General features: G+C 71.8%; 22 protein-coding genes and 1 tRNA gene. 11 read left to right on the top strand and 12 right to left on the bottom strand.

Translation table 11 applies throughout. The features are described from left to right. Positions 1-24 precede the first annotated feature (24 nt). Positions 25-1,479 carry a sensor histidine kinase gene (locus J5Y10_RS10745; protein WP_209373407.1) on the bottom strand — a complete coding sequence of 485 codons (1,455 nt, stop codon included), beginning with the start codon at positions 1,477-1,479 and terminating at the stop codon, positions 25-27. A 174-nt stretch (positions 1,480-1,653) separates the two neighbouring features. Here J5Y10_RS10745 and J5Y10_RS10740 point away from each other — a divergent pair, with 174 nt between their 5' ends. Together J5Y10_RS10740 and J5Y10_RS10735 are read left to right on the top strand one after the other, a co-directional pair. After that, positions 1,654-2,343: a response regulator transcription factor gene (locus J5Y10_RS10740; RefSeq protein WP_209373405.1), complete on the top strand. Its 690-nt coding sequence runs from the start codon at positions 1,654-1,656 to the stop codon at positions 2,341-2,343. Between the two features lie 82 nt (positions 2,344-2,425). Further along, positions 2,426-2,839 (top strand): hypothetical protein, encoded by a 414-nt coding sequence (locus J5Y10_RS10735; RefSeq protein ID WP_209373403.1) that lies wholly within the window; start codon positions 2,426-2,428, stop codon positions 2,837-2,839. Positions 2,840-2,889: 50 nt separating this feature from the next. Here the strand turns inward: J5Y10_RS10735 and J5Y10_RS10730 are convergent, their stop codons facing one another. From J5Y10_RS10730 to J5Y10_RS10710, 5 genes are all read right to left on the bottom strand, one after another. Continuing rightward, a complete protein-coding gene (locus J5Y10_RS10730) occupies positions 2,890-4,413 on the bottom strand; it encodes a DegQ family serine endoprotease (protein ID WP_245214532.1) in 1,524 nt (507 codons plus the stop codon). A gap of 110 nt (positions 4,414-4,523) precedes the next feature. Then, entirely contained in the window at positions 4,524-5,858 is a 1,335-nt protein-coding gene (locus J5Y10_RS10725; protein ID WP_209373401.1) for an ATP-binding protein, read from the bottom strand. 7 nt (positions 5,859-5,865) lie between these two features. Beyond that, the gene (locus J5Y10_RS10720) at positions 5,866-6,549 is read right to left on the bottom strand and encodes a winged helix-turn-helix domain-containing protein (RefSeq protein WP_209373400.1); all 684 of its coding nucleotides are present in this window, start codon (positions 6,547-6,549) and stop codon (positions 5,866-5,868) included. A 117-nt stretch (positions 6,550-6,666) separates the two neighbouring features. Continuing rightward, the gene (gene glnA, locus J5Y10_RS10715; RefSeq protein WP_209373399.1) at positions 6,667-8,088 is read right to left on the bottom strand and encodes a type I glutamate--ammonia ligase; all 1,422 of its coding nucleotides are present in this window, start codon (positions 8,086-8,088) and stop codon (positions 6,667-6,669) included. Between the two features lie 137 nt (positions 8,089-8,225). After that, entirely contained in the window at positions 8,226-8,564 is a 339-nt protein-coding gene (locus tag J5Y10_RS10710; protein WP_209373398.1) for a P-II family nitrogen regulator, read from the bottom strand. 298 nt (positions 8,565-8,862) lie between these two features. On the opposite strand from J5Y10_RS10710, the gene J5Y10_RS10705 reads away from it, so the two are divergent. The 5 genes from J5Y10_RS10705 to J5Y10_RS10685 all read left to right on the top strand — a co-directional run bounded on the left by J5Y10_RS10705 (position 8,863) and on the right by J5Y10_RS10685 (position 12,740). Next, a complete protein-coding gene (locus J5Y10_RS10705; protein WP_408901578.1) occupies positions 8,863-10,071 on the top strand; it encodes an aminotransferase in 1,209 nt (402 codons plus the stop codon). Positions 10,072-10,138: 67 nt separating this feature from the next. Continuing rightward, positions 10,139-10,211: transfer RNA gene (locus J5Y10_RS10700), tRNA-His, on the top strand. Between the two features lie 28 nt (positions 10,212-10,239). Continuing rightward, positions 10,240-11,076 carry a hypothetical protein gene (locus J5Y10_RS10695; protein WP_209373396.1) on the top strand — a complete coding sequence of 279 codons (837 nt, stop codon included), beginning with the start codon at positions 10,240-10,242 and terminating at the stop codon, positions 11,074-11,076. 54 nt (positions 11,077-11,130) lie between these two features. Continuing rightward, positions 11,131-11,898: an SDR family oxidoreductase gene (locus J5Y10_RS10690; protein WP_209373394.1), complete on the top strand. Its 768-nt coding sequence runs from the start codon at positions 11,131-11,133 to the stop codon at positions 11,896-11,898. A 35-nt stretch (positions 11,899-11,933) separates the two neighbouring features. Next, a complete protein-coding gene (locus tag J5Y10_RS10685; protein ID WP_209373392.1) occupies positions 11,934-12,740 on the top strand; it encodes an aspartate dehydrogenase in 807 nt (268 codons plus the stop codon). 6 nt (positions 12,741-12,746) lie between these two features. On the opposite strand, the gene J5Y10_RS10680 is transcribed toward J5Y10_RS10685, so the two are convergent. From J5Y10_RS10680 to J5Y10_RS10670, 3 genes are read right to left on the bottom strand one after another with little or no spacing between them, the layout of a single operon-like run. Continuing rightward, a complete protein-coding gene (locus J5Y10_RS10680) occupies positions 12,747-13,922 on the bottom strand; it encodes a M20 aminoacylase family protein (RefSeq protein ID WP_209373390.1) in 1,176 nt (391 codons plus the stop codon). 30 nt (positions 13,923-13,952) lie between these two features. Further along, complete coding sequence (locus tag J5Y10_RS10675) at positions 13,953-14,792, bottom strand: SDR family oxidoreductase (RefSeq protein WP_209373686.1); 840 nt, start codon at positions 14,790-14,792, stop codon at positions 13,953-13,955. Positions 14,793-14,800: 8 nt separating this feature from the next. Continuing rightward, positions 14,801-15,493, bottom strand: coding sequence for an extensin-like domain-containing protein (locus J5Y10_RS10670; RefSeq protein ID WP_209373387.1), 693 nt, complete (start codon positions 15,491-15,493; stop codon positions 14,801-14,803). 141 nt (positions 15,494-15,634) lie between these two features. Between J5Y10_RS10670 and rplM the strand changes: the two genes are divergently transcribed. From rplM to J5Y10_RS10650, 4 genes are all read left to right on the top strand, one after another. After that, complete coding sequence (gene rplM / locus J5Y10_RS10665; protein ID WP_209373385.1) at positions 15,635-16,120, top strand: 50S ribosomal protein L13; 486 nt, start codon at positions 15,635-15,637, stop codon at positions 16,118-16,120. 2 nt (positions 16,121-16,122) lie between these two features. Then, a complete protein-coding gene (gene rpsI / locus J5Y10_RS10660; protein ID WP_209373383.1) occupies positions 16,123-16,617 on the top strand; it encodes a 30S ribosomal protein S9 in 495 nt (164 codons plus the stop codon). 127 nt (positions 16,618-16,744) lie between these two features. Beyond that, positions 16,745-17,701 (top strand): N-acetyl-gamma-glutamyl-phosphate reductase, encoded by a 957-nt coding sequence (gene argC, locus J5Y10_RS10655; RefSeq protein ID WP_209373381.1) that lies wholly within the window; start codon positions 16,745-16,747, stop codon positions 17,699-17,701. 29 nt (positions 17,702-17,730) lie between these two features. Then, complete coding sequence (locus tag J5Y10_RS10650; protein WP_209373684.1) at positions 17,731-18,219, top strand: gamma carbonic anhydrase family protein; 489 nt, start codon at positions 17,731-17,733, stop codon at positions 18,217-18,219. Between the two features lie 51 nt (positions 18,220-18,270). Here J5Y10_RS10650 and J5Y10_RS10645 read toward each other — a convergent pair whose 3' ends face one another. The 3 genes from J5Y10_RS10645 to J5Y10_RS10635 all read right to left on the bottom strand — a co-directional run bounded on the left by J5Y10_RS10645 (position 18,271) and on the right by J5Y10_RS10635 (position 20,798). After that, positions 18,271-19,017: a DUF6065 family protein gene (locus J5Y10_RS10645; protein WP_209373379.1), complete on the bottom strand. Its 747-nt coding sequence runs from the start codon at positions 19,015-19,017 to the stop codon at positions 18,271-18,273. Positions 19,018-19,028: 11 nt separating this feature from the next. Continuing rightward, positions 19,029-19,502, bottom strand: a complete 474-nt coding sequence (locus tag J5Y10_RS10640) for a hypothetical protein (protein WP_209373377.1) — start codon at positions 19,500-19,502, stop codon at positions 19,029-19,031. 90 nt (positions 19,503-19,592) lie between these two features. Next, the gene (locus J5Y10_RS10635; protein WP_209373375.1) at positions 19,593-20,798 is read right to left on the bottom strand and encodes an MFS transporter; all 1,206 of its coding nucleotides are present in this window, start codon (positions 20,796-20,798) and stop codon (positions 19,593-19,595) included. Positions 20,799-20,820 lie beyond the last annotated feature (22 nt).

The following is a 20,820-nucleotide window of genomic DNA, read 5'->3' as shown; positions in this document are numbered from 1 at the left end:
CGCCTTGCTATAGGCGGCCCCGCCTCAGTCTTTCGCCACAGCCAGGGCCGCCGCGGGCGCCAAGGGCAGGTGCAGGGCGAAGAGCGCTCCGCCCCCGGGCGCGTCCCCCACCTCGGCGATGCCGCCGTGAGAGCTCACGATCCGCTCCACGATGGAGAGGCCCAGCCCCAGGCCGCGGCGCCGCACGTCCCCGGCGCGCCAGTGGCGACGGAACACGTTTTTCCGCTCGGCTTCCGGCACCCCCTTGCCCTGGTCCGCCACCTCCACGACGGCCATGCCGTCCCGTGGCGCCGCGAGGCGCAAGGTCACGGTGCCGGCGGGCGGGGAATGGGCGATGGCGTTCTCCACCAGGTTCCGCAGCGCGCGGCCGATCGCCTCCCGCTCGCCGCGCACCCAGACCGGGGCGTTGGCGGGCGGGGAGTCCAGGGCATGCCCTTCCTTCGCCGCGATGGGGGTGAAGCGGCGGGCGACATGGGCCACCAGCTCGGCAAGGTCGAAGGCGCCATCGGCGACGGGCATGTCGCGGGCGGCCTCCGCGGCTTCCAGCAGGTCGGAGACGAGCTCCGCGAGTTCCTGAACGTCGCGCCGGAGGCGGTCGGTCACGGCGCCGGCGTCCAACAGGTCCAGCTCGGCCTGGATGATGGCGAGCGGGGTCCGCAACTCGTGCGCCACCTCGGCGGAGAAGCCGCGCTGCCATTCCAGGCTGTCGTCCAGCCGGTCCAGGGCGCCGTTCACCGCCCCGATCAGGGGCAGCAGCTCCTGGGGGATGCCCTGCTCGTCCAGGCGCGGAGGACCGCCATGACCGATCCGCTCCGCCTCCCGCGCCGCACGGCGGAGGGGGGAGGAGAGCAGGATCAGCAGCCCGACATTGGCGACGAAGAGCAGGACGCCGCCGATGACCAGCACCAGGATCACCGGGCCGAGCGCCGCCGCCGGCACGTCGTCCAGCACGATGTAGGACCGCTCCATGTCCTGGGCGATCTGCACGGCCATGCGCCGCCCGTCCGGCCCGGTGACCCAGCGGGTGACGCCCCAGAGCCGTGTCCCGTCCTGCCCCTGCTGGAAGGAGGGGGGGATCTGCCCGTTCTCCTGCACCCGCGGCAGCTGGCGATCGACGCCGGGCGAGACGGCCAGGCGGTTGCCTTCCGAATCGGTGACGGCGAAGAGCATGGAACCGGTGGCGGCGTCGAAGCGCCGCCCGCTCTCCCCGCCGAGCGGGCGGGCGAGGCCGGCCGGCCCCTCCCGCTCGATCCGGTTCGTCACCTCCGCGCCGGCGGCCAGGATGCCGCGCTGGTGCTCCATCCACACCACCCGGTTCAGCGTCTGGTGCAGGATCACGCCGCCCACCACCAGCGCACCGAGGCCGATCACCGCATAGGCCGCCGCGAGCCGGGCGACGAAGCTGTGCGGCCGCTCCGGTGGACGGCCTTCGGCCGCATCGGCCGCGGCGCGGCGGGCCAGGCTGGAAGCGCCGCGCATGGCTAGGCCCCGGGGATGGTGGAGGGGAAGCGGCGGGGGAGCGGCATGGGCGGCCTCATCAACCGGCGGTCGGCCGGTCTTCCTGCAGGATCGGGCGGCATTTCCGGCTTGCAGCGCTTGGCAGGGCACGCTCGCCCGACGCAATCTCCGCGCCTGGCCCGAAGAGGATCATGGATGCGCGTTCTGCTGGTGGAGGACAATGCCCGGCTTGCGGCGCTGCTGGCGGAGGGCCTGCGCCGCGCCGGTTGGCAGGCCGAGACTGGCAGCTCCATCGAGGAGGCCGAGGCGGCGCTGGCCACTGGCGACTACGACGTCGTGGTCCTGGACCGCGGCCTGCCGGACGGCGACGGGCTGGACCTGCTGCGCCGCCTGCGCCACCGCCCCGGCGCGCCGCCCGTGCTGATGATGACCGCCCGAGGCGAGGTGGCCGAGGTGGTGGAGGGACTCGACCTCGGCGCCGACGACTACATGGTGAAGCCCGTGGCGCTGGGTGAGCTGGTGGCGCGGCTGAACGCCGCCCGCCGCCGCGGCGGCCGGGGCGTGGCGCCCACGGTCCTCGGCGCCATCTCGCTGGACCCGCTTTCCCGCGCCCTCACCGTCGCCGGGCAGCCCTTCGACCCACCACCGCGGGAGCGCACCCTGCTGGAGGTGCTGCTGCGCGCCGCGCCGCGCCCCGTCTCGAAGGAGACGCTGGAGGGGCGCTTGGCCGGGCCCGACGGCGCCGTGCAGCCGAACGCGGTGGAGGTCTATGTCCACCGCCTGCGCGCCCGGCTGGGCGCGGCTGGGGCAGGGGTGGTGATCCAGACCGTGCGCGGCCTTGGCTACCGGCTTGAGGCCGCGACCGGCGGACCGCCCGCTGCCTGAGCCAAAAGTCATCTATGTTCCATCAGGCCGCAGCCCGGCGCGCCGCCCCGCGTTGCCGGCCCGGAGAGAGGGGAAGAATGCGATGCTTCGAACGCTGATGGGCCCGTTGCTGGTCCTGGGCCTGGCTGCCACGGCGCTGGCCGCCTGCTCGCCGGACCCGCCGCCGGCGCCCATGGAGGCGATTCCCCTGCGCGCGCCGTCCCTGCCGCCGAGGGTTCTGCTCATCTCGCTGCCGGGCGTCGCGCCGGTGACGCATGCGCTGCGAGCGGAACTGACCCGGGGCGGCGAGGCGGTTTGCGCCCCGCTTCTCGGCACGGTGCTGGAACCGGCGGGCGGGGACCGCTTCCGCGTGGTCGTGAACGCGCCCGGTTTCGCCGCGACGCAGGAAAGCGTGCTGCGCCGTACCGTCGGCGCCCCGCCCGGCGGGCCCGAGCTGGCGCTGGACGGCGCGAACAACGGCCGCTGCGACTACGTCTTCCGCATGGCGTCGCGCTGATCGGAGAAGGGGCCGCACCCCGCGCGGGATGCGGCCCCTCCCTCTCGCCTTCAGCCCTGGCGGGAGCCGGACGGGGCTTCCACCGCCACGAAGGCCCGCTGCCCGTCGCGCAGCAGCTGCAGGGCCACGGCGCCGTCATTGGCGGAGAGCGCCTCGCGGATCGCGGAAACGGCGCCGTCCGGATCCTTCACCGCCTTTCCGCCCACGGCGGTGATGACGTCGCCGGGCCGCAGCCCCGCCTCGCCCGCCGGGCTGTCCGGCCGTACGCTGGCGATCACCGCGCCCTCGGTGCCGCGGGGCACCTCCAGCCCGGCCCGCTCGGCCTCCTGCAGGGTGGCTAGGCCGATGCCGATCCGGCCGCGGCTCCGCGCCTCCTCCGTCCCGCCGCGGGCGGTGTCCCCTCCCTCGCGCAGGGCCGCGAGGCGGACGTCCAGCCGGGTCTCCCGGCCGTCGCGCCGGGCGGTCAGGCTCGTGGACGTGCCCTCCCGCAGGGCGGCCACGGCGCGGGCCAGGTCACGCGGGCTGTGCACGGGCGTCTCGCCCAGCGCCGTCACCACGTCGCCCGGGCGCAACCCGGCGCGGGAGGCGGGGCTGTTCTCCTCCACGCCGGCGACGAGCGCGCCCTCCGGCTTCGGCAGGTGCAGCGCGCGCGCCATGGTCGGATCCACCGGCTGTGTGGTGGCGCCGAGATAGCCGCGCTCGACATGGCCGTTCGCCTTCAGCTGCGCCACCACGGTGGTGACGAGGTTGGAGGGAATGGCGAAGCCAATGCCGATCGAGCCGCCCGAGGGGCTGAAGATCGCGGTGTTCACCCCGATCACGCTGCCGTCCTGCGCGAAGAGCGGGCCGCCGGAGTTGCCGCGGTTGATCGGCGCGTCGATCTGCAGGAAGTCGTCATAGGGGCCGCTGTGGATGTCGCGGCCGCGGGCGGAGAGGATGCCGGCCGTCACGGTGCCGCCGAGGCCGTAGGGGTTCCCCACCGCCACCACCCAGTCGCCGACGCGGGCCGCGTCGGAGTTGCCGAGGTTCAGGAAGGGTAGGGGAGCGCCCGCCTCCACCTTCAGCAGCGCCAGGTCCGTGCGGGGGTCGCGGCCGACGATCTTCGCGGTCAGCTCCCGCCCGTCGTCGAGCGTGACCTTCACCTGGGTCGCGCCCTCCACGACGTGATTGTTGGTGACCACATGGCCGTCGGCGTCCACGATGAAGCCGGAGCCGAGGGCCTGCTGCACCCGCGCCTGCGGCTTGCCACCCTCCTCGCGGCCCCCCTGGTCACCGAAGTAGCGGCGGAACATCTGGTCCTGCTGCGATCCCTCGGGGAAGGGCGAGTTGACGTTCTCCGCCTGGGCACGCTCGGTGGCGGTGATGGTCACCACGGCGGGCCGGACCCGCGCGACGAGGTCGCCGAAGCCCGGAAGCGGGACGGCAGGCGCGGCCACGGCGGGGGCCGCCGGCTGCGGCCCTTCCGCGAAGGCGGGGATGGTGAGCCAGCCGGCCGCGCCGGTCAGTGCCGTGCCGGCCAGCAGCATGGCGCCCAGCGCGGCGCCGCGGCGGCGGCGGTTCGAGGGGATGGTCATCGCGTGCATCCTGTTCCTGCGGCGGAGAACCCCGCCGGATGCCGGTAATCTCCGCCCACCCCGGTGGAGGGGCCGCGACAGGAGCATGAAAGAGTTTTCAGAATCCGCCGTCAGGCATCGGGGAGGGGCGGCAGCGTGAGAGTGGCCGAGAGGCCGGGCATCGGCCCTTGTCGGGCATCGCGCAGGATCAGCGCCCCGCCATGCAGCCGCACCACCGCGGCGATGAGGGAAAGGCCCAGCCCCGTGCCCGGCGTGGTCCGGCTGCGATCCAGCCGGTAGAAGCGCCGCACGGCCATCTCGCGCTCTTCCGCGGGGATGCCCGGTCCTTCGTCAGAGACCTCGATCTCCGGTCCTGGCCGTAGCGCCACGTGGATGGTGCCCGCGCCGTGGGCCAGCGCATTGTCCAGGAGGTTCGCCAGGGCCTGCCGGAGTAGGGGCGCGCTGCCGGTGGCGGCGATCCCCGGGGCGAGGACCGTGTCCAGGCTTCGCCCGGCTTCCTCCGCCACGGGCGCATAGGCCTCCGCCACGCCGGCCACCAGGGCCGAGAGGTCCAGCCGCGTGAAGCCCTCCCGCCCGGTCCCTGCCTCGGCGCGCGCGATCCGCAGCAGGGCGGCGAAGGTGGCGAGGATGCCGTCCAGCTCCGCCACCGAACTTTCGAGCACCGCCTCGTCCGCCGCCGGGTCGCGCGCCCGCGCCAGCGCCGCCTCCAGCCGCTGCCGCAGGTGGGACAAGGGGGAGCGCAGGTCGTGCGCCACGTCGTCCGTCACCTGGCGCACCTCGGCGACGAGGGCCTCGATGCGGGCGAGCATCTCGTTGATCGTCTCGGCGAGGCGGTCGAACTCGTCGCCGGCGCTGCTCTCGGGCAAGCGCCGCGCGAGGTCGCCCGCCATCACGGCCCGCGCGGCACCGTTCATGGCGGCGAGCCGCCGCTCCAGCCGGTTCGCCAGCAGGAAGCCCAGCCCCAAGGCGACCAGCGCCGCCAGGCCACCCGCGACGGGCGGTGTCCAGGCCAGGGCGAGGGCGGCGCGATCGACGGAGGAGAGGTCCGTTGCCACCAGGAGGTTCACGCCGCCCGGCAGCACCGCGCCGAGCGCGCGCAGCGGTGCGCCCCCGGGCGGACGAAGCGTGGCGAAGCCGCGAAGCGCCTGCGGCGCGCCGGGAAGGGCGCCGGAGATGAGGCGCCCATCTGGGCCTTGCAGCAGCACCAGCAGGGGGCCTCGGCGCCGGGTGTAGACCTCCGCCGCCTCGGAGAGGCCGCGCAGGCCGTAGGTCTCGTAGTCTCGCAGCAGGCCCTCGGCCTCCGCGGCCAGCACCAGGTCCAGTTGCCGCCGCAGCGCCTCCTGCGCGCGCAACCAGCCCCAGCCGGCGCCGAGGAAGCAGGCCACCAGCACCACCACGGCGACCGCCAGCGCCATGCGCGGCGCGAAGCTGCGCAGGCGGATCACGCGCCGGTCACCCTGGATGGGGCTCGGCCAGGACGTAGCCCGCCCCGCGCACGGTGCGGATCATCGGTGCCTCGCCACCGGCTTCCAGTTTGCGGCGGAGGCGGCTGACATGGACGTCCACCACGTTCGTCGTGGGGTCGAAGGCGAAGTCCCAGACCTTCTCCAGCAGCATGGTGCGCGTCAGCACCTCGCCGGGATGGCGCATCATGTATTCGAGGAGGCGGAACTCCGTCGGCAGCAGCTCCACGGGGCGTCCGGCGCGCGTCACGCGCCGGCGCAGCAGGTCCATCCGCAAGTCGGCCACCGACAACTCGTGCTCCTCGGCCTGCGCGGCCGGGCGGCGGGCCAGGGCGCGGATGCGGGCGCGCAGCTCGGAGAAGGCGAAGGGCTTGGCAAGGTAGTCGTCCGCCCCGGCCTCCAGCCCCTCGACGCGCCGGTCCACCTCGGCCAAAGCGGTGAGGACGAGGACGGGGGTGTTGATGGCGGAGGCGCGCAGGGCGCGGAGGATGGAGAGGCCGTCCGGCCCCGGCAACATCCGGTCCGTCACGATCACGTCGTAGCGCTCGTTCAGCGCGAGGAAGAGGCCGTCCTTGCCGTTATGGGCGACATCGACGACCTGGCCGTCCTCGGTCAGGCCCTTGGCGACGTAGTCGGCCGCAGCGACGTCGTCCTCGATCAGCAGGATCCGCATCCCGTCTCCTCCGGGCCCGGATCGTTCTGCGCCGGCGCAACGGACATGAAAAGGGCCGGGCCGCCTCTCGGCGACCCGGCCCCTGTCAATCGGCGGCGTGAAGCCGCCCCGCCCTTATCAGACGGAGTAGTACATCTCGAACTCGACGGGGTGCGGGGTGTGCTCGAACTTGAACACGTCCTGCCACTTCAGCTCGATGTAGCTGTCGATCTGGTCCTTGGTGAACACGTCGCCGGCCAGGAGGAACTCGTGGTCGGCCTCGAGCTCGCCCAGGGCCTCGCGCAGCGACCCGCAGACCGTCGGGATGCCCTTCAGCTCCTCCGGCGGCAGGTCGTAGAGGTCCTTGTCCATCGCCTCGCCCGGATGGATCTTGTTCTTGATGCCATCAAGGCCGGCCATCAGCATCGCCGCGAAGGACAGGTACGGGTTCGCCGTCGGGTCGGGGAAGCGGACCTCCACGCGCTTGGCCTTCGGGCTCGTCGCGTAGGGGATGCGGCAGGAGGCGGAGCGGTTGCGGGCCGAGTAGGCCAGCAGCACGGGGGCCTCGAAGCCGGGGATCAGGCGCTTGTAGGAGTTGGTGCTGGGGTTGGTAAAGGCGTTCAGCGCCTTGGCGTGCTTGATGATGCCGCCGATGTACCACAGCGCGTAGTCGGACAGGTCCGCGTAGCCGTTGCCGGCGAAGAGCGGCTTGCCGTCCTTCCAGATGGACTGGTGCACGTGCATGCCCGAGCCGTTGTCGCCGTAGATCGGCTTCGGCATGAACGTCGCGGTCTTCCCGTAGGAATGCGCCACGTTGTGGATGACGTACTTATAGATCTGCATGTGGTCGGCCTGCGTGAGCAGCGGGCCGAACTTCGTGCCGAGCTCGTGCTGGCTCTGCGCCACCTCATGGTGGTGCTTCTCGCCGAGGACGCCCATCTCCATCATGGTGGAGAGCATCTCGGCGCGCAGGTCCTGCTCGCTGTCCACGGGCGGGACGGGGAAGTAGCCGCCCTTGACCAGCGGGCGGTGGCCCATGTTCCCCTCGGGGAAGTCCTTCATGGAGGCGCCGGGGCCTTCGCCGGACTCCAGCTTGAAGTGGCCGTAGTTGCCGCCCGTGCCGAACTTCACGTCGTCGAACACGAAGAACTCGGCCTCCGGGCCGAAGAAGGCGGTGTCGCCGATGCCGGAGGACTTCAGGTAGGCCTCGGCCTTCTTCGCCGTGCCGCGCGGGTCACGCGCGTAGAGCTGGCCGGTGGAGGGCTCGATGATGTCGCAGAAGACGATCAGCTGCGGCTTGGCGCTGAACGGGTCCATGCAGGCATTCAGCGTGTCCGGCATCAGGATCATGTCGGACTCGTTGATCGCCTTCCAGCCGGCGATCGAGGAGCCGTCGAACATGATGCCCTCGGCGAAGGTGTCCTCCTCGATGGTGGAGACGTGCTGGGCGGTGTGCTGCCACTTGCCCTTCGGGTCCGTGAACCGGAAGTCCACGTACTCGACGCTGTTCTCCTTGATCATCTCCATCACCTTGGAGACGCTTTCCTTGTCGTTCGCCATTCGCTGGGTCCTGTTCCCGTAGATACGCGTTGATCCCTCCGGGGCGCCGCGCGCCCCGCAGCGCGGGGCTTAGCCTGCCCCGCCCTGGCCCGCCACTGCTCCGCCGACCAGGTCGGGGAGGCCGTGGCGGAAAACCGTCACACGGCGTCCTCGCCGCGCTCGCCGGTGCGGATCCGCACCACGTCCTGCACGTCGGTGATGAAGATCTTGCCGTCGCCGATCCGGCCCGTGCGCGCGGCGGCGGTGATCGCCTCCACGGCGCGCTCGGCCAGGTCGTCCGAGCAGATCACCTCGATCTTCACCTTGGGCAGGAAATCGACGACGTATTCGGCGCCGCGGTACAGTTCGGTGTGGCCCTTCTGGCGCCCGAAGCCCTTGGCTTCGACCACGGTCAGGCCCTGCAGCCCGATCTCGTGCAGCGCGTCCTTCACCTCGTCCAGCTTGAAGGGCTTGATAATCGCTTCGATCTTCTTCATCGGCTCCGTGTCCCGGGGGCGCGGGGCGTCCCCGCTCCTCCCGCGTCTTGGCCACGGCCCGGAGTGGCGGACCGCTGGCGGGCGGACGTTGCACGGCCCGTGCCGCAGGGGCAAGCTTAGCCGCATCCCATTTTTACCGGCCGGTCGGCGCCCCCGCTGCGGCCCCGGGCATTCTGCCTAAAGCGCAGGCATTCCGGCCGCGCGCGATTGCACGGGACGGCATGCGGCCCCATCATGGGGGCGGCCCCGGCGCGCCCCTTTACCGGGCGGGCCTCGGCCTGACCTTCCGGAAGCGCCGATGCCCATGAACGCCCCGCTCAAGCCCCAGAACGCCCTCCTCTCCTCCACCGGCACCACGGTGTTCACGGTGATGTCGGCGCTCGCGGTGCAGCACGGGGCGATCAACCTCGGCCAGGGCTTCCCGGACTACGAGGGGCCGGAACCCGTGATCCGCGCCGCGGCCGAGGCGCTGATGGACGGGCGCAACCAGTACCCCCCGCTGACGGGCGTGCCGGAACTGCGCGAGGCGGTGGCCGCCGCGAACCGCCGCTTCTACGGGCTGGAGATCGATCCGCTGGCCGAGGTGGTGGTGACCTCCGGCGCGACCGAGGCCCTGACCGCCTGCCTCATGGCGGTGCTGAACCCCGGCGACGAGTGCGTGCTGATCGAGCCGCTCTACGACACCTACCTGCCGGTGGTGCGAATGCTCGGCGCCGTGCCGAAGCTCGTGCGCCTCACCCCGCCGAAGTGGGAGCTGCCGCGCGCGGAGCTGGCCGCGGCCTTCGGCCCGAAGACGAAGGCGATCCTGCTCAACTCGCCCATGAACCCGGCGGGGAAGGTGTTCACGGCGGCGGAGCTGGCCTTCGTGGCGGACCTGGTGCAGCGCCATGGCGCCTACGCCATCTGCGACGAGGTTTACGAGCACCTGACCTTCGACGGCTGGTCCCATATTCCTCTGATGACCCTGCCGGGCATGCGGGAGCGCTGCATGCGGATCGGCAGCGCCGGCAAGACCTTCAGCCTGACGGGTTGGAAGGTGGGCTACATCACCGCGGACCGGTCGATCGCCCCGAACATCGCCAAGGCGCACCAGCTCCTCACCTTCACCACACCGCCCAACCTGCAGCGCGGGGTGGCCGTGGGGCTGGTGCTGGACGACTCCTACTTCAACGGACTCTCCACCACCCTGCAGGCGAAGCGGGACCGGCTGGCGGCCGGGCTCTCGGCGCTCGGCTTCGGGGTGCTGGAGGCGCGCGGGAGCTACTTTGTCACGGCCGACTTCCGGCCGCTGGGCTTCGCCGGGGACGATGTGGCCTTCTGTCGGCACATCACCGAGGCCGCGAAGGTCACCGCTATCCCCGTCTCGGCCTTCTACGACGGCGCCGATGCCCCGAACCACTACGCCCGCTTCGCCTTCTGCAAGGGTGATGCGGTGCTGGACGAGGCGCTGGCCCGGCTGGCCGCCTGGAAGGCATCCCGGGCCGAGGGCGTGCGCGCGGCCGGGTGAGGGGCATCGGCGGTTGACGCCAGCCCCCCTTGGCTCTAAATCCCGCCCGCCTTGCCGGGCGTCTATGGCGGCCTTAGCTCAGTTGGTAGAGCGCCACGTTGTGGTCGTGGATGTCACGGGTTCGAATCCCGTAGGTCGCCCATCCCCCCCATTCCCCGGCTGCGATCCGTGATCCTCGTCAGCAGCATCTTCCACCGCAGGCCGGAGCTGATCCGGGACCAGCTGCTTCTCTATAATGCCGCCATGGGCGGTGAGGCCGCCTGCCACCACATCATTCATCTCAATCGGGAATCCGTGCGGCACGGCATCCTGGACGAGCTCGTCCTGCCGCCGAACGTCACGATCAACCCGGTCCACCTGGACACGCATCGCCCGACGTTCCTGGGCTGCCACGTGCTCAACCTTCTCCACGCCGTGCGGGTGGGGATGGAGCACACCCATGTCTACCTCCACACGGATTCCGACATCCCCTACCGTCCCGGGCTGGGCGAGCACATCCGCGCCCACGATCTGGGATTGGGCGAGCCGCGCCTGTTCAAGACCGTCCGGAGCACGAGCGCCTGGTTGGAGCCCGTGATGAACGACCTGCGGCTCCGCGCGTTCGTCGAGCGGTTCGGGGACGGGCGGATCCTCACCACGCGCTACGAGGGCATGTTCGCCACCCGCCCGCTGATGACGGAAATCCTGTTCCAGATGATGGCGGTCCTGCCCTTCGACGAGAACCACTGGCGCGGGGACTACCCCTACGAGGAGTTCGCCCTCCCGACCGTGGTGGAGGCGGTGACCCGCAACCGGGTGCTGCGCCGCTGCCGGCACGCGGTGATGACCGCCTCCTCCTCCCGCCGCTATGAGCTGGCGGACCGGGCGATGTTGCGGGCCGAGCATATCCCGCTGCTGGAGCGGGAGGGGCCGGACATCTTCTGCGCCAAGTTCGCGCCGGGCGACCTCCACTCCCCCGTCCGGGCCTGGGCCCGGCGCGCGCTCGGGGTGCCGGAGCCGGGTTGACATCGCCGCCGCCCTCTCCCGCACTGCGGCCGAGTAAGAACGGAGAGGAACGCCATGCAGCTCACTCTTGAGGGCCGGCGCGCCCTGATCACCGGCGGATCGCGCGGGCTCGGCCTCGCCATGGCCCGCGCCTTCGCCGAGGCGGGCGCCCGGGTCGCGATCGTCGCGCGCGATCCCGGCGCGTTGGAGGAGGCAGCCGGGACCATCCCCGGCGCGACCCCCGTGGCGGCCGACATCGCGACGGAGGAGGGCTGCGCCCGCGCCTTCGCGGCGGCGGATGCGGCGCTGGGCGGCATCGACGTCCTTGTCAACAACGCCGGAACCTCGAAGCGCGGTCCCTTCATGGAGGTGACGGATGCGGAGTGGCAGGCGGACCTGGACCTGAAGCTCTTCGCCGCGATCCGCCTGACCCGCCTGGCCTGGCCGGGCATGGCGGAGCGCCGCTGGGGCCGGATCGTCAACGTGCTGAACACCGGGGCCAAGGCGCCCCCGCCCACCGGCGCGCCGACCGCCGTGTCCCGCGCCGCCGGGATGGCGCTGACGAAGATCCTGGCGGGGGAGGGGGCGCCGCTGGGCATCAACGTCAACGCCCTGCTCGTCGGCAAGATCGACAGCGACCAGTGGGTGCGCCGCCACGCCGCCGATCCCAAGGGCCAGACCTACGAGGAATGGATGGCGGAGGCGGGCAAGCCCATCCCCATGGGCCGGATGGGCAAGGCCGAGGAATTCGCCGCCATGGCCCTGGCGCTCGTCACCGGGCCGGGCGACTACGTCACGGGCACCGCCATCAACGTGGATGGCGGGCTGTCGCCAGTGGTCTGAAGGCTGGCGTGACGGGTGGTGTGAGGAGAGAGGCCTTGGAATGGACGGTCGCGATCGCAGGGCTGGGCGCCATCGGGCTTGAGGTGGCGCGCCTGCTCGATGCGGGCGTGGAGGGGCTGCGGCTCGTCGCGGCCTCCGCACGGGACGAGGCGAAGGCCGCCGAGAACCTGCGGGGGTTCCGCGATCCGCCGAGGCTGGTTCCGATCGAGGCCTTGGCCGACGAGGCCGCGATTGTCGTGGAATGCGCGCCAGCCGCCGTCTTCGAGCGGGTTGCGGTTCCGGCGGTCGCGAAGGGGCGGATCTTCGTTCCCGCCTCCGTCGGCGCGCTGCTCCCGCGCATGCATCTGGTGGAGGAGGCGCGCCGCAGCGGGGGCCGCATCATTGTTCCCACCGGCGCGCTGCTGGGTCTGGACGCCGTCCGGGCCGCGGCCGAGGGGCCGGTGGAGAGCGTCACGATCGAGACCCGCAAGCCGCCGCGCGGGCTGGAGGGTGCCCCCTATTTGGCGGAGCGCGGGCTGGACATGGGGGCGGTGGCCGAGGACATGCTGGTCTTCAAGGGCAACGCACTGGAGGCGGCGCGGGGCTTCCCGGCGAACGTGAACGTCGCCGCCGCCCTGGCCCTGGCAGGCATCGGGCCGGAGCGCACGACTGTGGAGATCTGGGCGATTCCTGGCCTGGCCCGGAACACCCACACCATCCGGGTGGAGGCCGGAGCCGCCCGCTTCACCATGATGATCGAGGGCGTGCCGAGCGAGGCCAATCCCCGCACCGGCAAGCTGACCCCTCTCTCGATCATCGCCTGCCTGCGCGGGCTGGTCTCCACGTTGAAGGTGGGGAGCTGAGGCGCCTCAGTCCTTCCGCGGAAGCTGCCGCTCCACCAGCGTCGCCCACCAGGAAGCGCCGACGGGCAGCACCTCGTCGTTGAAGTCGTAGCGGGGGTGGTGGACCTGCGGGTCCGTCCCCGTCCGCCCGCCGCCGAGCATCAGGTAGGCGCCGTCCTTCGCGTTCAGCATGAAGGCGAAGTCCTCCCCGCCCATGGTGGGCTTCGGCAGCTCTTTCACCTTCGAGGTGCCGGAGACCGCCTCCGCGGCCTCCGCGGCCAGCCCCGTGCTCGCGGCCTCGTTGATGGTGGCGGGATACATCCGCTCAAAGATCACCTCGGCCGTGGCGCCGAAGGCGGCGGCGATGCCGGAGGCCAGGGCCTTCACCTTTGCCTCGAGGATGTCGCCCACCTCCGGCTGGAACCAGCGCGCCGTGCCGCGCAGCGTCACGGTCTCGGGGATCACGTTGAAGGCGTTGCCGCCCTTAATCTCGCCGATGGTCACCACCGCGCCCTCAACCGGCTCCACGTTGCGGGCCACGATGGACTGGAAGGCGGTGACGATCTGCGCCGCGATCACCACGGGGTCGTTGCCCGTGTGCGGCATGGCGCCGTGCGTGCCCTTGCCGGTGATGGTGATGCGGATATCCGCCACGGCCGCCATGACGGGGCCGACGCGCCAGTAGAACTCGCCCGCCGGCAGGCTCGGCCAGTTGTGCAGGCCGTAGACGCGATCCATCGGGAAGCGCTCGAACAGGCCTTCCTTGACCATCACCTCGCCGCCGCCGCCCATCTCCTCGGCGGGCTGGAAGATGACGTAGGCGGTGCCGGAGAAGTTCCGCGTCTCCGCGAGGTAGCGCGCCGCCCCCAGCAGCATGGTCGTGTGGCCGTCATGCCCGCAGGCATGCATCACGCCGGGGGTCTGGGAGGACCAGGGGGCGCCGCTCTCCTCCAGGATCGGCAGGGCGTCCATGTCGGCGCGGAGGCCGATCGCGCCGCCCTCGCCGCGGCCGCGGATCACGCCCACGACGCCGGTCGTCGCGATGCCCGTCACCACCTCGTCGCAGCCGAATTCCCGCAGCTTCTCCGCTACGATCCCACTCGTCCGCACCTCCTGGAAGTTCAGCTCGGGGTGCTGGTGGAAGTCGCGGCGCCACGCCGTCATGTCGTCGTGGAACTCGGCAATGCGGTTGATGATGGGCATGGGAACCTCTGGAACGGGCCTGGGGAAGGGCTAGCGCGCCGGGAAGGTGAGGGCCAGCCCTTCCGCCAGCCCGATCGGCTCAACGCCCAGATCCGCCCGCATCGCGCCGATGTCGAAGGCCTTGTCCTCGGTGAGCCGGCGCAGTTCGGCGGCGCGGATGCGCGGCAGGCCCGGCAGCAGTCGCAACAGCGGCGCGGCGGCGATCAGTGGCGCCAGCGGCAGCGGCACCACGGGCGGTGCGCGGAAGCCCGCGGCCCGGCAGACGGCCCGCAGGAAATCGGCGTAGGACAGGGATTCCGGCCCTGCGATCGTGATTGCGCGCGGTCCCTCCCAGTCCCGGCGCAGGGCCGCGATCACGCTTCGCGTCACGTCGGCCTGGTGAATGGGCTGGACGAGGAAGCGGCCGCCGGAGGGAAGGGGGGCCACGGGCAGGCGCCGCATCAGCGCGGCCAGGCGCTGCACGTTGTCCTCGCCCTGGGCGCCGTAGATCATCGTGGGGTGGAGGATGGCCCCGGGACGGCCGCTCTCCAGCAGGGCGGCCTCGCCGGCCCGTACCCCATCCCCATGGTCGTCCCGCCACTTCGAGAACCGGCGCGTGCTGCCGAGCAGGACCACCGGCACCCCGCAGGCGGCCAGGATCGCCGGCGCATGGCGCGCATGGGCGCAGGAGGCGACGCGGGAGGCCCCTCCCAGAGCGGTCCGCAGCGCCGGCGCATCCGCCAGATCCGCGATCGCCGGTTCCCCTTTCAGGCCGGTGGCCGCCCATTTCACGGCGTTCCGCACCACCGGGCGGTATGGGATCCCCAGCTCACCCAGCGCACGGCACAGCGCCGTGCCGGATCGGCCGGAGGCGCCGATCACGGCCACCATCTCACTCTCTAGCGGCACGTGCCCCAGCCTCCTCGGTCCAGATGGAAATGGTCGCGATGCGCCGCGTTGTAGTCCGGCCCGAGCACCGCGCCGAAGACCCGGCAGGCGGAATCCCGCACCGCCCGCAGGAAGGGGCCGTTGGGGGCGGGATCGTCCCAGTCCCCGGGCAGCCCGATCGAGCGGCCATCGGCCAGGGTGAAACCCGCCACGTCCAGGGCGTTCGCCGTGGCGTGCTGGCTGCGGCGGGCATTCTCGCGGTGATAGACGTTGCGGCAGTTATACGACCCGAGGTGCCGCACCCCCGTCACGCGCTGCCCGAAGGCCTCCTCGGCCGCCGGCTGCAGCCCGTGCCGCTCGAACACGGCCCAGGCGGCGGCCAGGGGGCAGTTCACCACCGGCGCGCCGGGGGAGAAGCGCAGCGGGCCGGGGAGCCGCACGGGCTCGGCAATGCCGCAGCCGTCCCTTATCGGCTGGGGCGGCAGCGCCTGGATCGCGATGCCGGACATGGCGAAGGATTCCGCGCAGAGCCCCGGCTCCCGCGCCATGCGGGAGAGCTTGTAACGCGTCAGCAGCCCCGGCGGCTCCCGCAGGTCCAGCGGCGCGGTGGGGTCGAGCGAGGGCGGAAGCACCACGGCGCGGGGGATCAGGACGATCAGCAGCGCCAGGAGCGGCAGGAGGAGAAGGGGCAGCCAGCGGCGCATCGTCGCCCAGATAGGGGCTTGCAGCCCGTGGCGTCAGGGGTCGGAGCATCTGTGGTATGCTGCTACCACCATCTTTTCCTTGACCGCAGCGGCCGCGCCGTTCATATGCGGCGCCGCATTACTGATTGAACACAACGGATCATGCTGCAAACCCAGACCCGCTCGATCAAGCCGGCCGAGGTCCAGAAGAACTGGATCCTGATCGACGCCGAGGGCCTCGTGCTCGGCCGTCTCGCCGCCATCGTCGCCAACCGCCTGCGCGGGAAGCACAAGGCTACCTTCACGCCGCATGTCGACTGCGGCGACCACGTGGTCATCATCAACGCCCACCGCGTGCAGCTGACCGGCAACAAGGCCGAGCAGTCCGTCTTCTACTGGCACACCGGCTATCCGGGTGGCATCAAGGAGCGCACGACGCGCGAGACCCTCGAGGGCCGCTTCCCCGAGCGCGTGGTCGAGAAGGCCGTGGAGCGCATGATCACCCGTGGCCCGCTCGGCCGTCAGCAGATGCGCAACCTGCACGTCTACGCGAGCGCCGAGCACCCGCATGCCGGCCAGAACCCCACGCCGCTGGATGTGGGCGCGATGAACCGCAAGAACGTTGCCGCCGCGAAGAAGGCCGCCTGAACATGAGCGAGCAGACCACCGCCAGCTCCCTGGCCGACCTCAAGACCCTCGTCGCCGGCACCCCGGCCTCTCCGGAGAACGCGGTCGCGCGTGAGCCGAAGAAGGACCAGTTCGGCCGCGCCTATGCCACCGGCCGCCGCAAGAACGCGATCGCCCGCGTGTGGATCAAGCCCGGCAAGGGCACCGTGGAGATCAACGGCAAGCCGGCCGCGAAGTACTTCGCCCGCCCCGTGCTGCGCATGCTGATCGCCCAGCCCTTCCTGGTGGCGGACCGCTACCAGCAGTTCGACGTGATGTGCACGGTGGTCGGCGGCGGCCTGTCCGGCCAGGCCGGCGCGGTGCGCCACGGGCTGTCCCGCGCGCTGACCAACTTCGAGCCGGGCCTGCGCCCGATCCTGAAGAAGGCCGGCTTCCTGACCCGCGACCCGCGCGTGGTCGAGCGGAAGAAGTACGGCAAGCCGAAGGCTCGACGTTCCTTCCAGTTCAGCAAGCGCTGAAGCCGGCGGGCCGGCTTCACGCCGGTCCGACTTGGACTGTTCATCAGGAGGGGCGGCCCGCAAGGGCCGCCCCTCTTGCGTTTCCAGGACCCTCAACCCTCATATTGCACCCCTCAAGGAGGGCCACATGGCCAAGGGCAGCATCCCCAGCGTCTTCATCGACGGCGAGGCCGGCACGACCGGCCTGCAGATCGTGGAACGTCTCCAGGGGCGCCGAGACGTCCAGCTGCGCTCCCTGCCGCCGGAGCAGCGGAAGGATCCGGAGGCCAAGCGCGCCCTCTTCTCCGAGGTGGACGTGGTGATCCTCTGCCTGCCCGACGCGGCGGCGAAGGAAGCCGCGGCTCTGGCTGCCGGGCTCGGGTCCCAGGCGCCCCGGCTGCTGGATGCCTCCACCGCGCACCGCGTGAACCCGGACTGGATCTATGGCGTGCCGGAGCTGGCCTCAGACCAGCCCGCGAAGATCGCCGCGGCCGCCCGGGTGGCGAATCCCGGCTGCTACCCCACCGGCGGCATCCTGCTGCTGCGTCCGCTGGTCGATGCGGGGCTGCTGCCGAAGGACTATCCGGTGACCGTCAACGCCGTCTCCGGCTATTCCGGCGGCGGCAAGGCGATGATCGCGGATTTCGAGGGCGGCGGTGCGCCGTCCTTCGAGCTCTACGGGCTGGGCCTGGAGCACAAGCACCTGGCTGAGCTGCAGCACTACACCGGCCTGACCCGCCGCCCGATCTTCGTGCCGAGCGTCGCGGACTTCCGGCAGGGCATGCTCGTCTCCGTGCCGCTCCATCTCGACCTGCTGAACGGCAGCCCGGCGCCTGAGGCGCTGGAGGCGGCGCTGGCCGAGCACTATGCGGGCGCCGAGTACGTCCGCGTCCTTCCCACCGCCGGCGAGGCGAAGATCGAGCCGGAGGCGCTGAACGACACGAACCTCATCGAGCTTCGCGTCTACGGCAATGCCGCCCGCGGGCAGGCCGTGCTGGTCGCGCGGCTGGACAACCTCGGCAAGGGTGCTTCCGGAGCCGCGGTGCAGAACCTGGAGCTGATGCTCGGCCTCACGGCCGCGCAGGGCCTGGAGAAGGCCGCGTGAGCGGCCCTCTCTACCCTTTCAAAGGCAAGATGCCGGCCATCCACGCGAATGCGTGGGTGGCCCCCTCCGCCTCCGTGATCGGCGACGTGACGATGGAGGAGGATGCCAGCGTCTGGTACGGCTGCGTCCTGCGCGGGGACACGAACTTCATCCGCATCGGCGCCCGGACCAACGTGCAGGACGGCACCATCGTCCACGTCAACGCCGGCACCATGCCGGCGGTGATCGGCGCCGACGTCACCATCGGGCACGCCTGCATCATCCATGCCTGCACGCTGGAGGACCGCGCCTTCGTCGGCATGGGCGCCACGGTGCTGGACAAGGCGGTCATCCGGGAAGGCGGGATGCTCGGCGCGGGCGGCCTGCTCGCCCCGGGCAAGGTGATCGGCCCGAACGAGCTGTGGCTGGGCTCCCCTGCCCGCCTCGTGCGTGTGATGACGGAGGAGGAGCGGGCGCACTGGGACAAGACCGCGCCCCACTACGTCGCGCTCTCGAAGGAGCACGGCGCCAGCCTCTGAGCCGGCCTGGCCCAGGGAGTGTCGACCCCTGGGCGGGCCGCCTCGAACGGATCAGCCCGCCTCGAAGTCGCGCGGGCGGATGCGGGTGAGGTGGTCGTCGGACGCCACCTCGCCGATGCGGCCGCGGTGATAGCCGCGCTGCCAGCCCTCGGCGCGGGCGGCGCTGTTGGGCTGCTTCAGCCCGGCGTTAAAAGCGCTGCGGGACTCGCTCCACCCGCGATAGGCGGCCTCCAGTTCCGGTTCAGCTGCGATGGGCCGCGTGATCGGCTCCACGCGGGCGATCAGGTCGCGCGGGATGGGGAAGAGGAAGCAGACGGGCTCGCCCGGGGCGAAGCGCACGGGGTGGCGCGAGCGTGTGAAGCGCCAGTTCATGGTGAAGGTGGCGGGGGACCAGTCCGTCTCGACGAGGCCGGTGAGGGGGGCAATGCCGTCCTTGGGAAGGTTGGTCGGGCCGGAGACCCAGAGGCTGATGCCGGGATCGGTCCGGAAAAGCAGGTCGATGTGAAAGGTCAGCACGCCCGCGCCGAAATGGCTGACAGGGGCGGGGCGGCCGACGCGCTCGATGCGGATGGCGATGTCGGCCGGGTCTGGGCCGCCGTTCCACACGGCCTCGAAGCCGCCATCCGTCACCACCTCCCAGCCATGGGCATTGGCGATGGTGAGGGGGAGGCAGCGGTTGGCGAAGCCCTCGGGGGTGGCGTCCATCCAGTCCCGCCGCGTCGGCGCGGGGCGCAGGCGCGGCGGGGCGTCGTTGAGTGTATGGGCCGTCAGCCGGAGGGGCGGCGCTTCGTCCGGCATCGGCCCGCGCCTCAGTTCCCGGTGGTGCAGCGCTTGAGCGGGCTGGGGAACTCGGCGCAGTTCGGGAAGACGATCTCGTTCGGCCCACGCCGCTCGACGCGGAGCGCGTTGGGATTGGCGCAGCCGAAGGCGCTGTCCGGCGGCAGGCGGCCGCCGAGCGGGGGGATGGCCGCGCCAGCGGGGGCGAGGCGGAACTCCACCGCGTCCGGACCGCCGGAGACGGTCTCGATCAGGCGCTGGCGATAGGGCACGTCGAGCAGCGAGACGCGCATGATGACGTCCCGAGTGAAGACCACGGTGGGCTGGGCGGCGCAGGCCGCGCCCTCGGTCTCGGTGGCCGGGAAGATGCCGCCGGTCCAGGTGCCGAAGAGCCAGGCATGGGGCGCCGCCTGTGCCGGGACACCCCCTTGCGGCTGCTGCGCGTCCGCCGCCGCCAGGGGCGCGGCGAGGGCCGCCACGAGAATCCACTTCGCCCAACGCTGCATGACGCGCCCCTCAAGGTCTGGAACGGCCGCAGAAAAGGGGAGGATGGGCCGCCTGTCCACCCCGGATGCGCTTCGTTTCAGGCAATCCGTTCAGGCGGCCGCCGGGCGGATGGCCGGTGCGGGCTCGCGCAGCGGCAGATGGATGAGGGCGGCGAAGATCCCGCCGGCGATGGAGATGATCCACATCGCGTCGTAGCTGCCCGTGCGGTCGTAGATCAGGCCGGGAAGCCAGGCGCCGAGGAAGCCGCCGACCTGGTGGCCGAGGAAGACGAGGCCGAAGATGGTGGCGAGCCAGCGCGTTCCGAAAAGCCGGGCGCAGAGGGCCACGGTGGGTGGCACGGTTGAGAGCCAGAGGATGCCCATCAGGGCGGAGAAGACGAGGATCGAGCCCGTGGTCTTCTCGGCGGCGAAGAAGAAGACGGCCATCACCAGGGCGCGCAGCCCGTAGATGCCCACCAGCAGTTCCCGCCGGCGCCAGCGCTGCGTCAGCTCCCCCGCGCCGAGCGAGCCGACGACGTTGAACAGCCCGATGAGCGAGATGGCCCAGGCCCCGACGCTGGTGGGCAGGTGGCAGAGGGCCACGAAGCCCGGCAGGTGGACGGCCAGGAAGGAAACGTGCAGCCCGCAGACGAAGAAGCCGAAGAACAGGCACCAGAACATGCGGGACCGGAAGGCGCGTGCGAGGGCGGCGCCGGCGGGCTCGTCATCCCCCGCGGTCCTGGTCACCTGGGCGGGGCGGCCGGCGAGGGGGATGGCCAGGGGGATCATGAGAAGGGCGATGCCAGCCATGCCCAGCAGCGCCGCCTGCCAGCCGAAGCCGGAAAGGGCGGCGCCGGAGAGGGGGACGACGAGGAATTGGCCGAGGGAGGAGCCGGCGGTGCCGAGGGCAGCCGCCCGGCCGCGCATGGAGTCCGGCAGCTGGCGGGTGAGGGAGGCGACGATGACGGGCATCCCCGCCGCCGAGACGGCCACGCCCATGACGATCCCCGCGAAGAAGGTGAAGCCGCCGAGGCCGGGGGAGAGGGCCATGCCGGCGATCCCGGCCGCATAGAGCAGCGCCCCGCCGATGACGACGACACGGCCGCCGAAGCGGTCCGCGAGCTGGCCGACGACGGGCTGGCTGAAGCCGTTCACCAGCACCTGCAAGGCGATCGCGAGGGCGAAGCCGCTGGTGGACCATCCCAGCGCCGTGGTCATCGGCGCGAGATAAAGGCCGAAGGACTGGCGGAGCCCCATGGCGAGGGCGGCGCAGCCGACGGCGAGCGTTAGGAGAAGGGCGAGTGACCGGCCTTGCATGGTGCTGCGCTTCCCCAACCCG

The sequence above is a fragment of the Roseomonas indoligenes genome (genome assembly GCF_017813365.1).
Taxonomy (GTDB): Bacteria; Pseudomonadota; Alphaproteobacteria; order Acetobacterales; family Acetobacteraceae; genus Roseomonas; species Roseomonas indoligenes.
This window is presented reverse-complemented; position numbering and strand designations above follow the sequence as displayed.

Excerpts from the sequence above, each read along its gene's own strand:
- J5Y10_RS10745 (WP_209373407.1), bottom strand. The coding sequence starts at position 1,479 with ATGCGCGGCGCTTCCAGCCTGGCCCGCCGCGCCGCGGCCGATGCGGCC.
- J5Y10_RS10740 (WP_209373405.1), top strand. The coding sequence starts at position 1,654 with ATGCGCGTTCTGCTGGTGGAGGACAATGCCCGGCTTGCGGCGCTGCTG.
- J5Y10_RS10735 (WP_209373403.1), top strand. The coding sequence starts at position 2,426 with ATGCTTCGAACGCTGATGGGCCCGTTGCTGGTCCTGGGCCTGGCTGCC.
- J5Y10_RS10730 (WP_245214532.1), bottom strand. The coding sequence starts at position 4,413 with ATGACCATCCCCTCGAACCGCCGCCGCCGCGGCGCCGCGCTGGGCGCC.
- J5Y10_RS10720 (WP_209373400.1), bottom strand. The coding sequence starts at position 6,549 with ATGCGGATCCTGCTGATCGAGGACGACGTCGCTGCGGCCGACTACGTC.
- glnA (WP_209373399.1), bottom strand. The coding sequence starts at position 8,088 with ATGGCGAACGACAAGGAAAGCGTCTCCAAGGTGATGGAGATGATCAAG.
- J5Y10_RS10710 (WP_209373398.1), bottom strand. The coding sequence starts at position 8,564 with ATGAAGAAGATCGAAGCGATTATCAAGCCCTTCAAGCTGGACGAGGTG.
- J5Y10_RS10705 (WP_408901578.1), top strand. The coding sequence starts at position 8,863 with ATGCCCATGAACGCCCCGCTCAAGCCCCAGAACGCCCTCCTCTCCTCC.
- J5Y10_RS10690 (WP_209373394.1), top strand. The coding sequence starts at position 11,131 with ATGCAGCTCACTCTTGAGGGCCGGCGCGCCCTGATCACCGGCGGATCG.
- J5Y10_RS10680 (WP_209373390.1), bottom strand. The coding sequence starts at position 13,922 with ATGCCCATCATCAACCGCATTGCCGAGTTCCACGACGACATGACGGCG.
- J5Y10_RS10675 (WP_209373686.1), bottom strand. The coding sequence starts at position 14,792 with ATGGTGGCCGTGATCGGCGCCTCCGGCCGATCCGGCACGGCGCTGTGC.
- J5Y10_RS10670 (WP_209373387.1), bottom strand. The coding sequence starts at position 15,493 with ATGCGCCGCTGGCTGCCCCTTCTCCTCCTGCCGCTCCTGGCGCTGCTG.
- rplM (WP_209373385.1), top strand. The coding sequence starts at position 15,635 with ATGCTGCAAACCCAGACCCGCTCGATCAAGCCGGCCGAGGTCCAGAAG.
- rpsI (WP_209373383.1), top strand. The coding sequence starts at position 16,123 with ATGAGCGAGCAGACCACCGCCAGCTCCCTGGCCGACCTCAAGACCCTC.
- argC (WP_209373381.1), top strand. The coding sequence starts at position 16,745 with ATGGCCAAGGGCAGCATCCCCAGCGTCTTCATCGACGGCGAGGCCGGC.
- J5Y10_RS10650 (WP_209373684.1), top strand. The coding sequence starts at position 17,731 with ATGCCGGCCATCCACGCGAATGCGTGGGTGGCCCCCTCCGCCTCCGTG.
- J5Y10_RS10645 (WP_209373379.1), bottom strand. The coding sequence starts at position 19,017 with ATGCCGGACGAAGCGCCGCCCCTCCGGCTGACGGCCCATACACTCAAC.
- J5Y10_RS10640 (WP_209373377.1), bottom strand. The coding sequence starts at position 19,502 with ATGCAGCGTTGGGCGAAGTGGATTCTCGTGGCGGCCCTCGCCGCGCCC.
- J5Y10_RS10635 (WP_209373375.1), bottom strand. The coding sequence starts at position 20,798 with ATGCAAGGCCGGTCACTCGCCCTTCTCCTAACGCTCGCCGTCGGCTGC.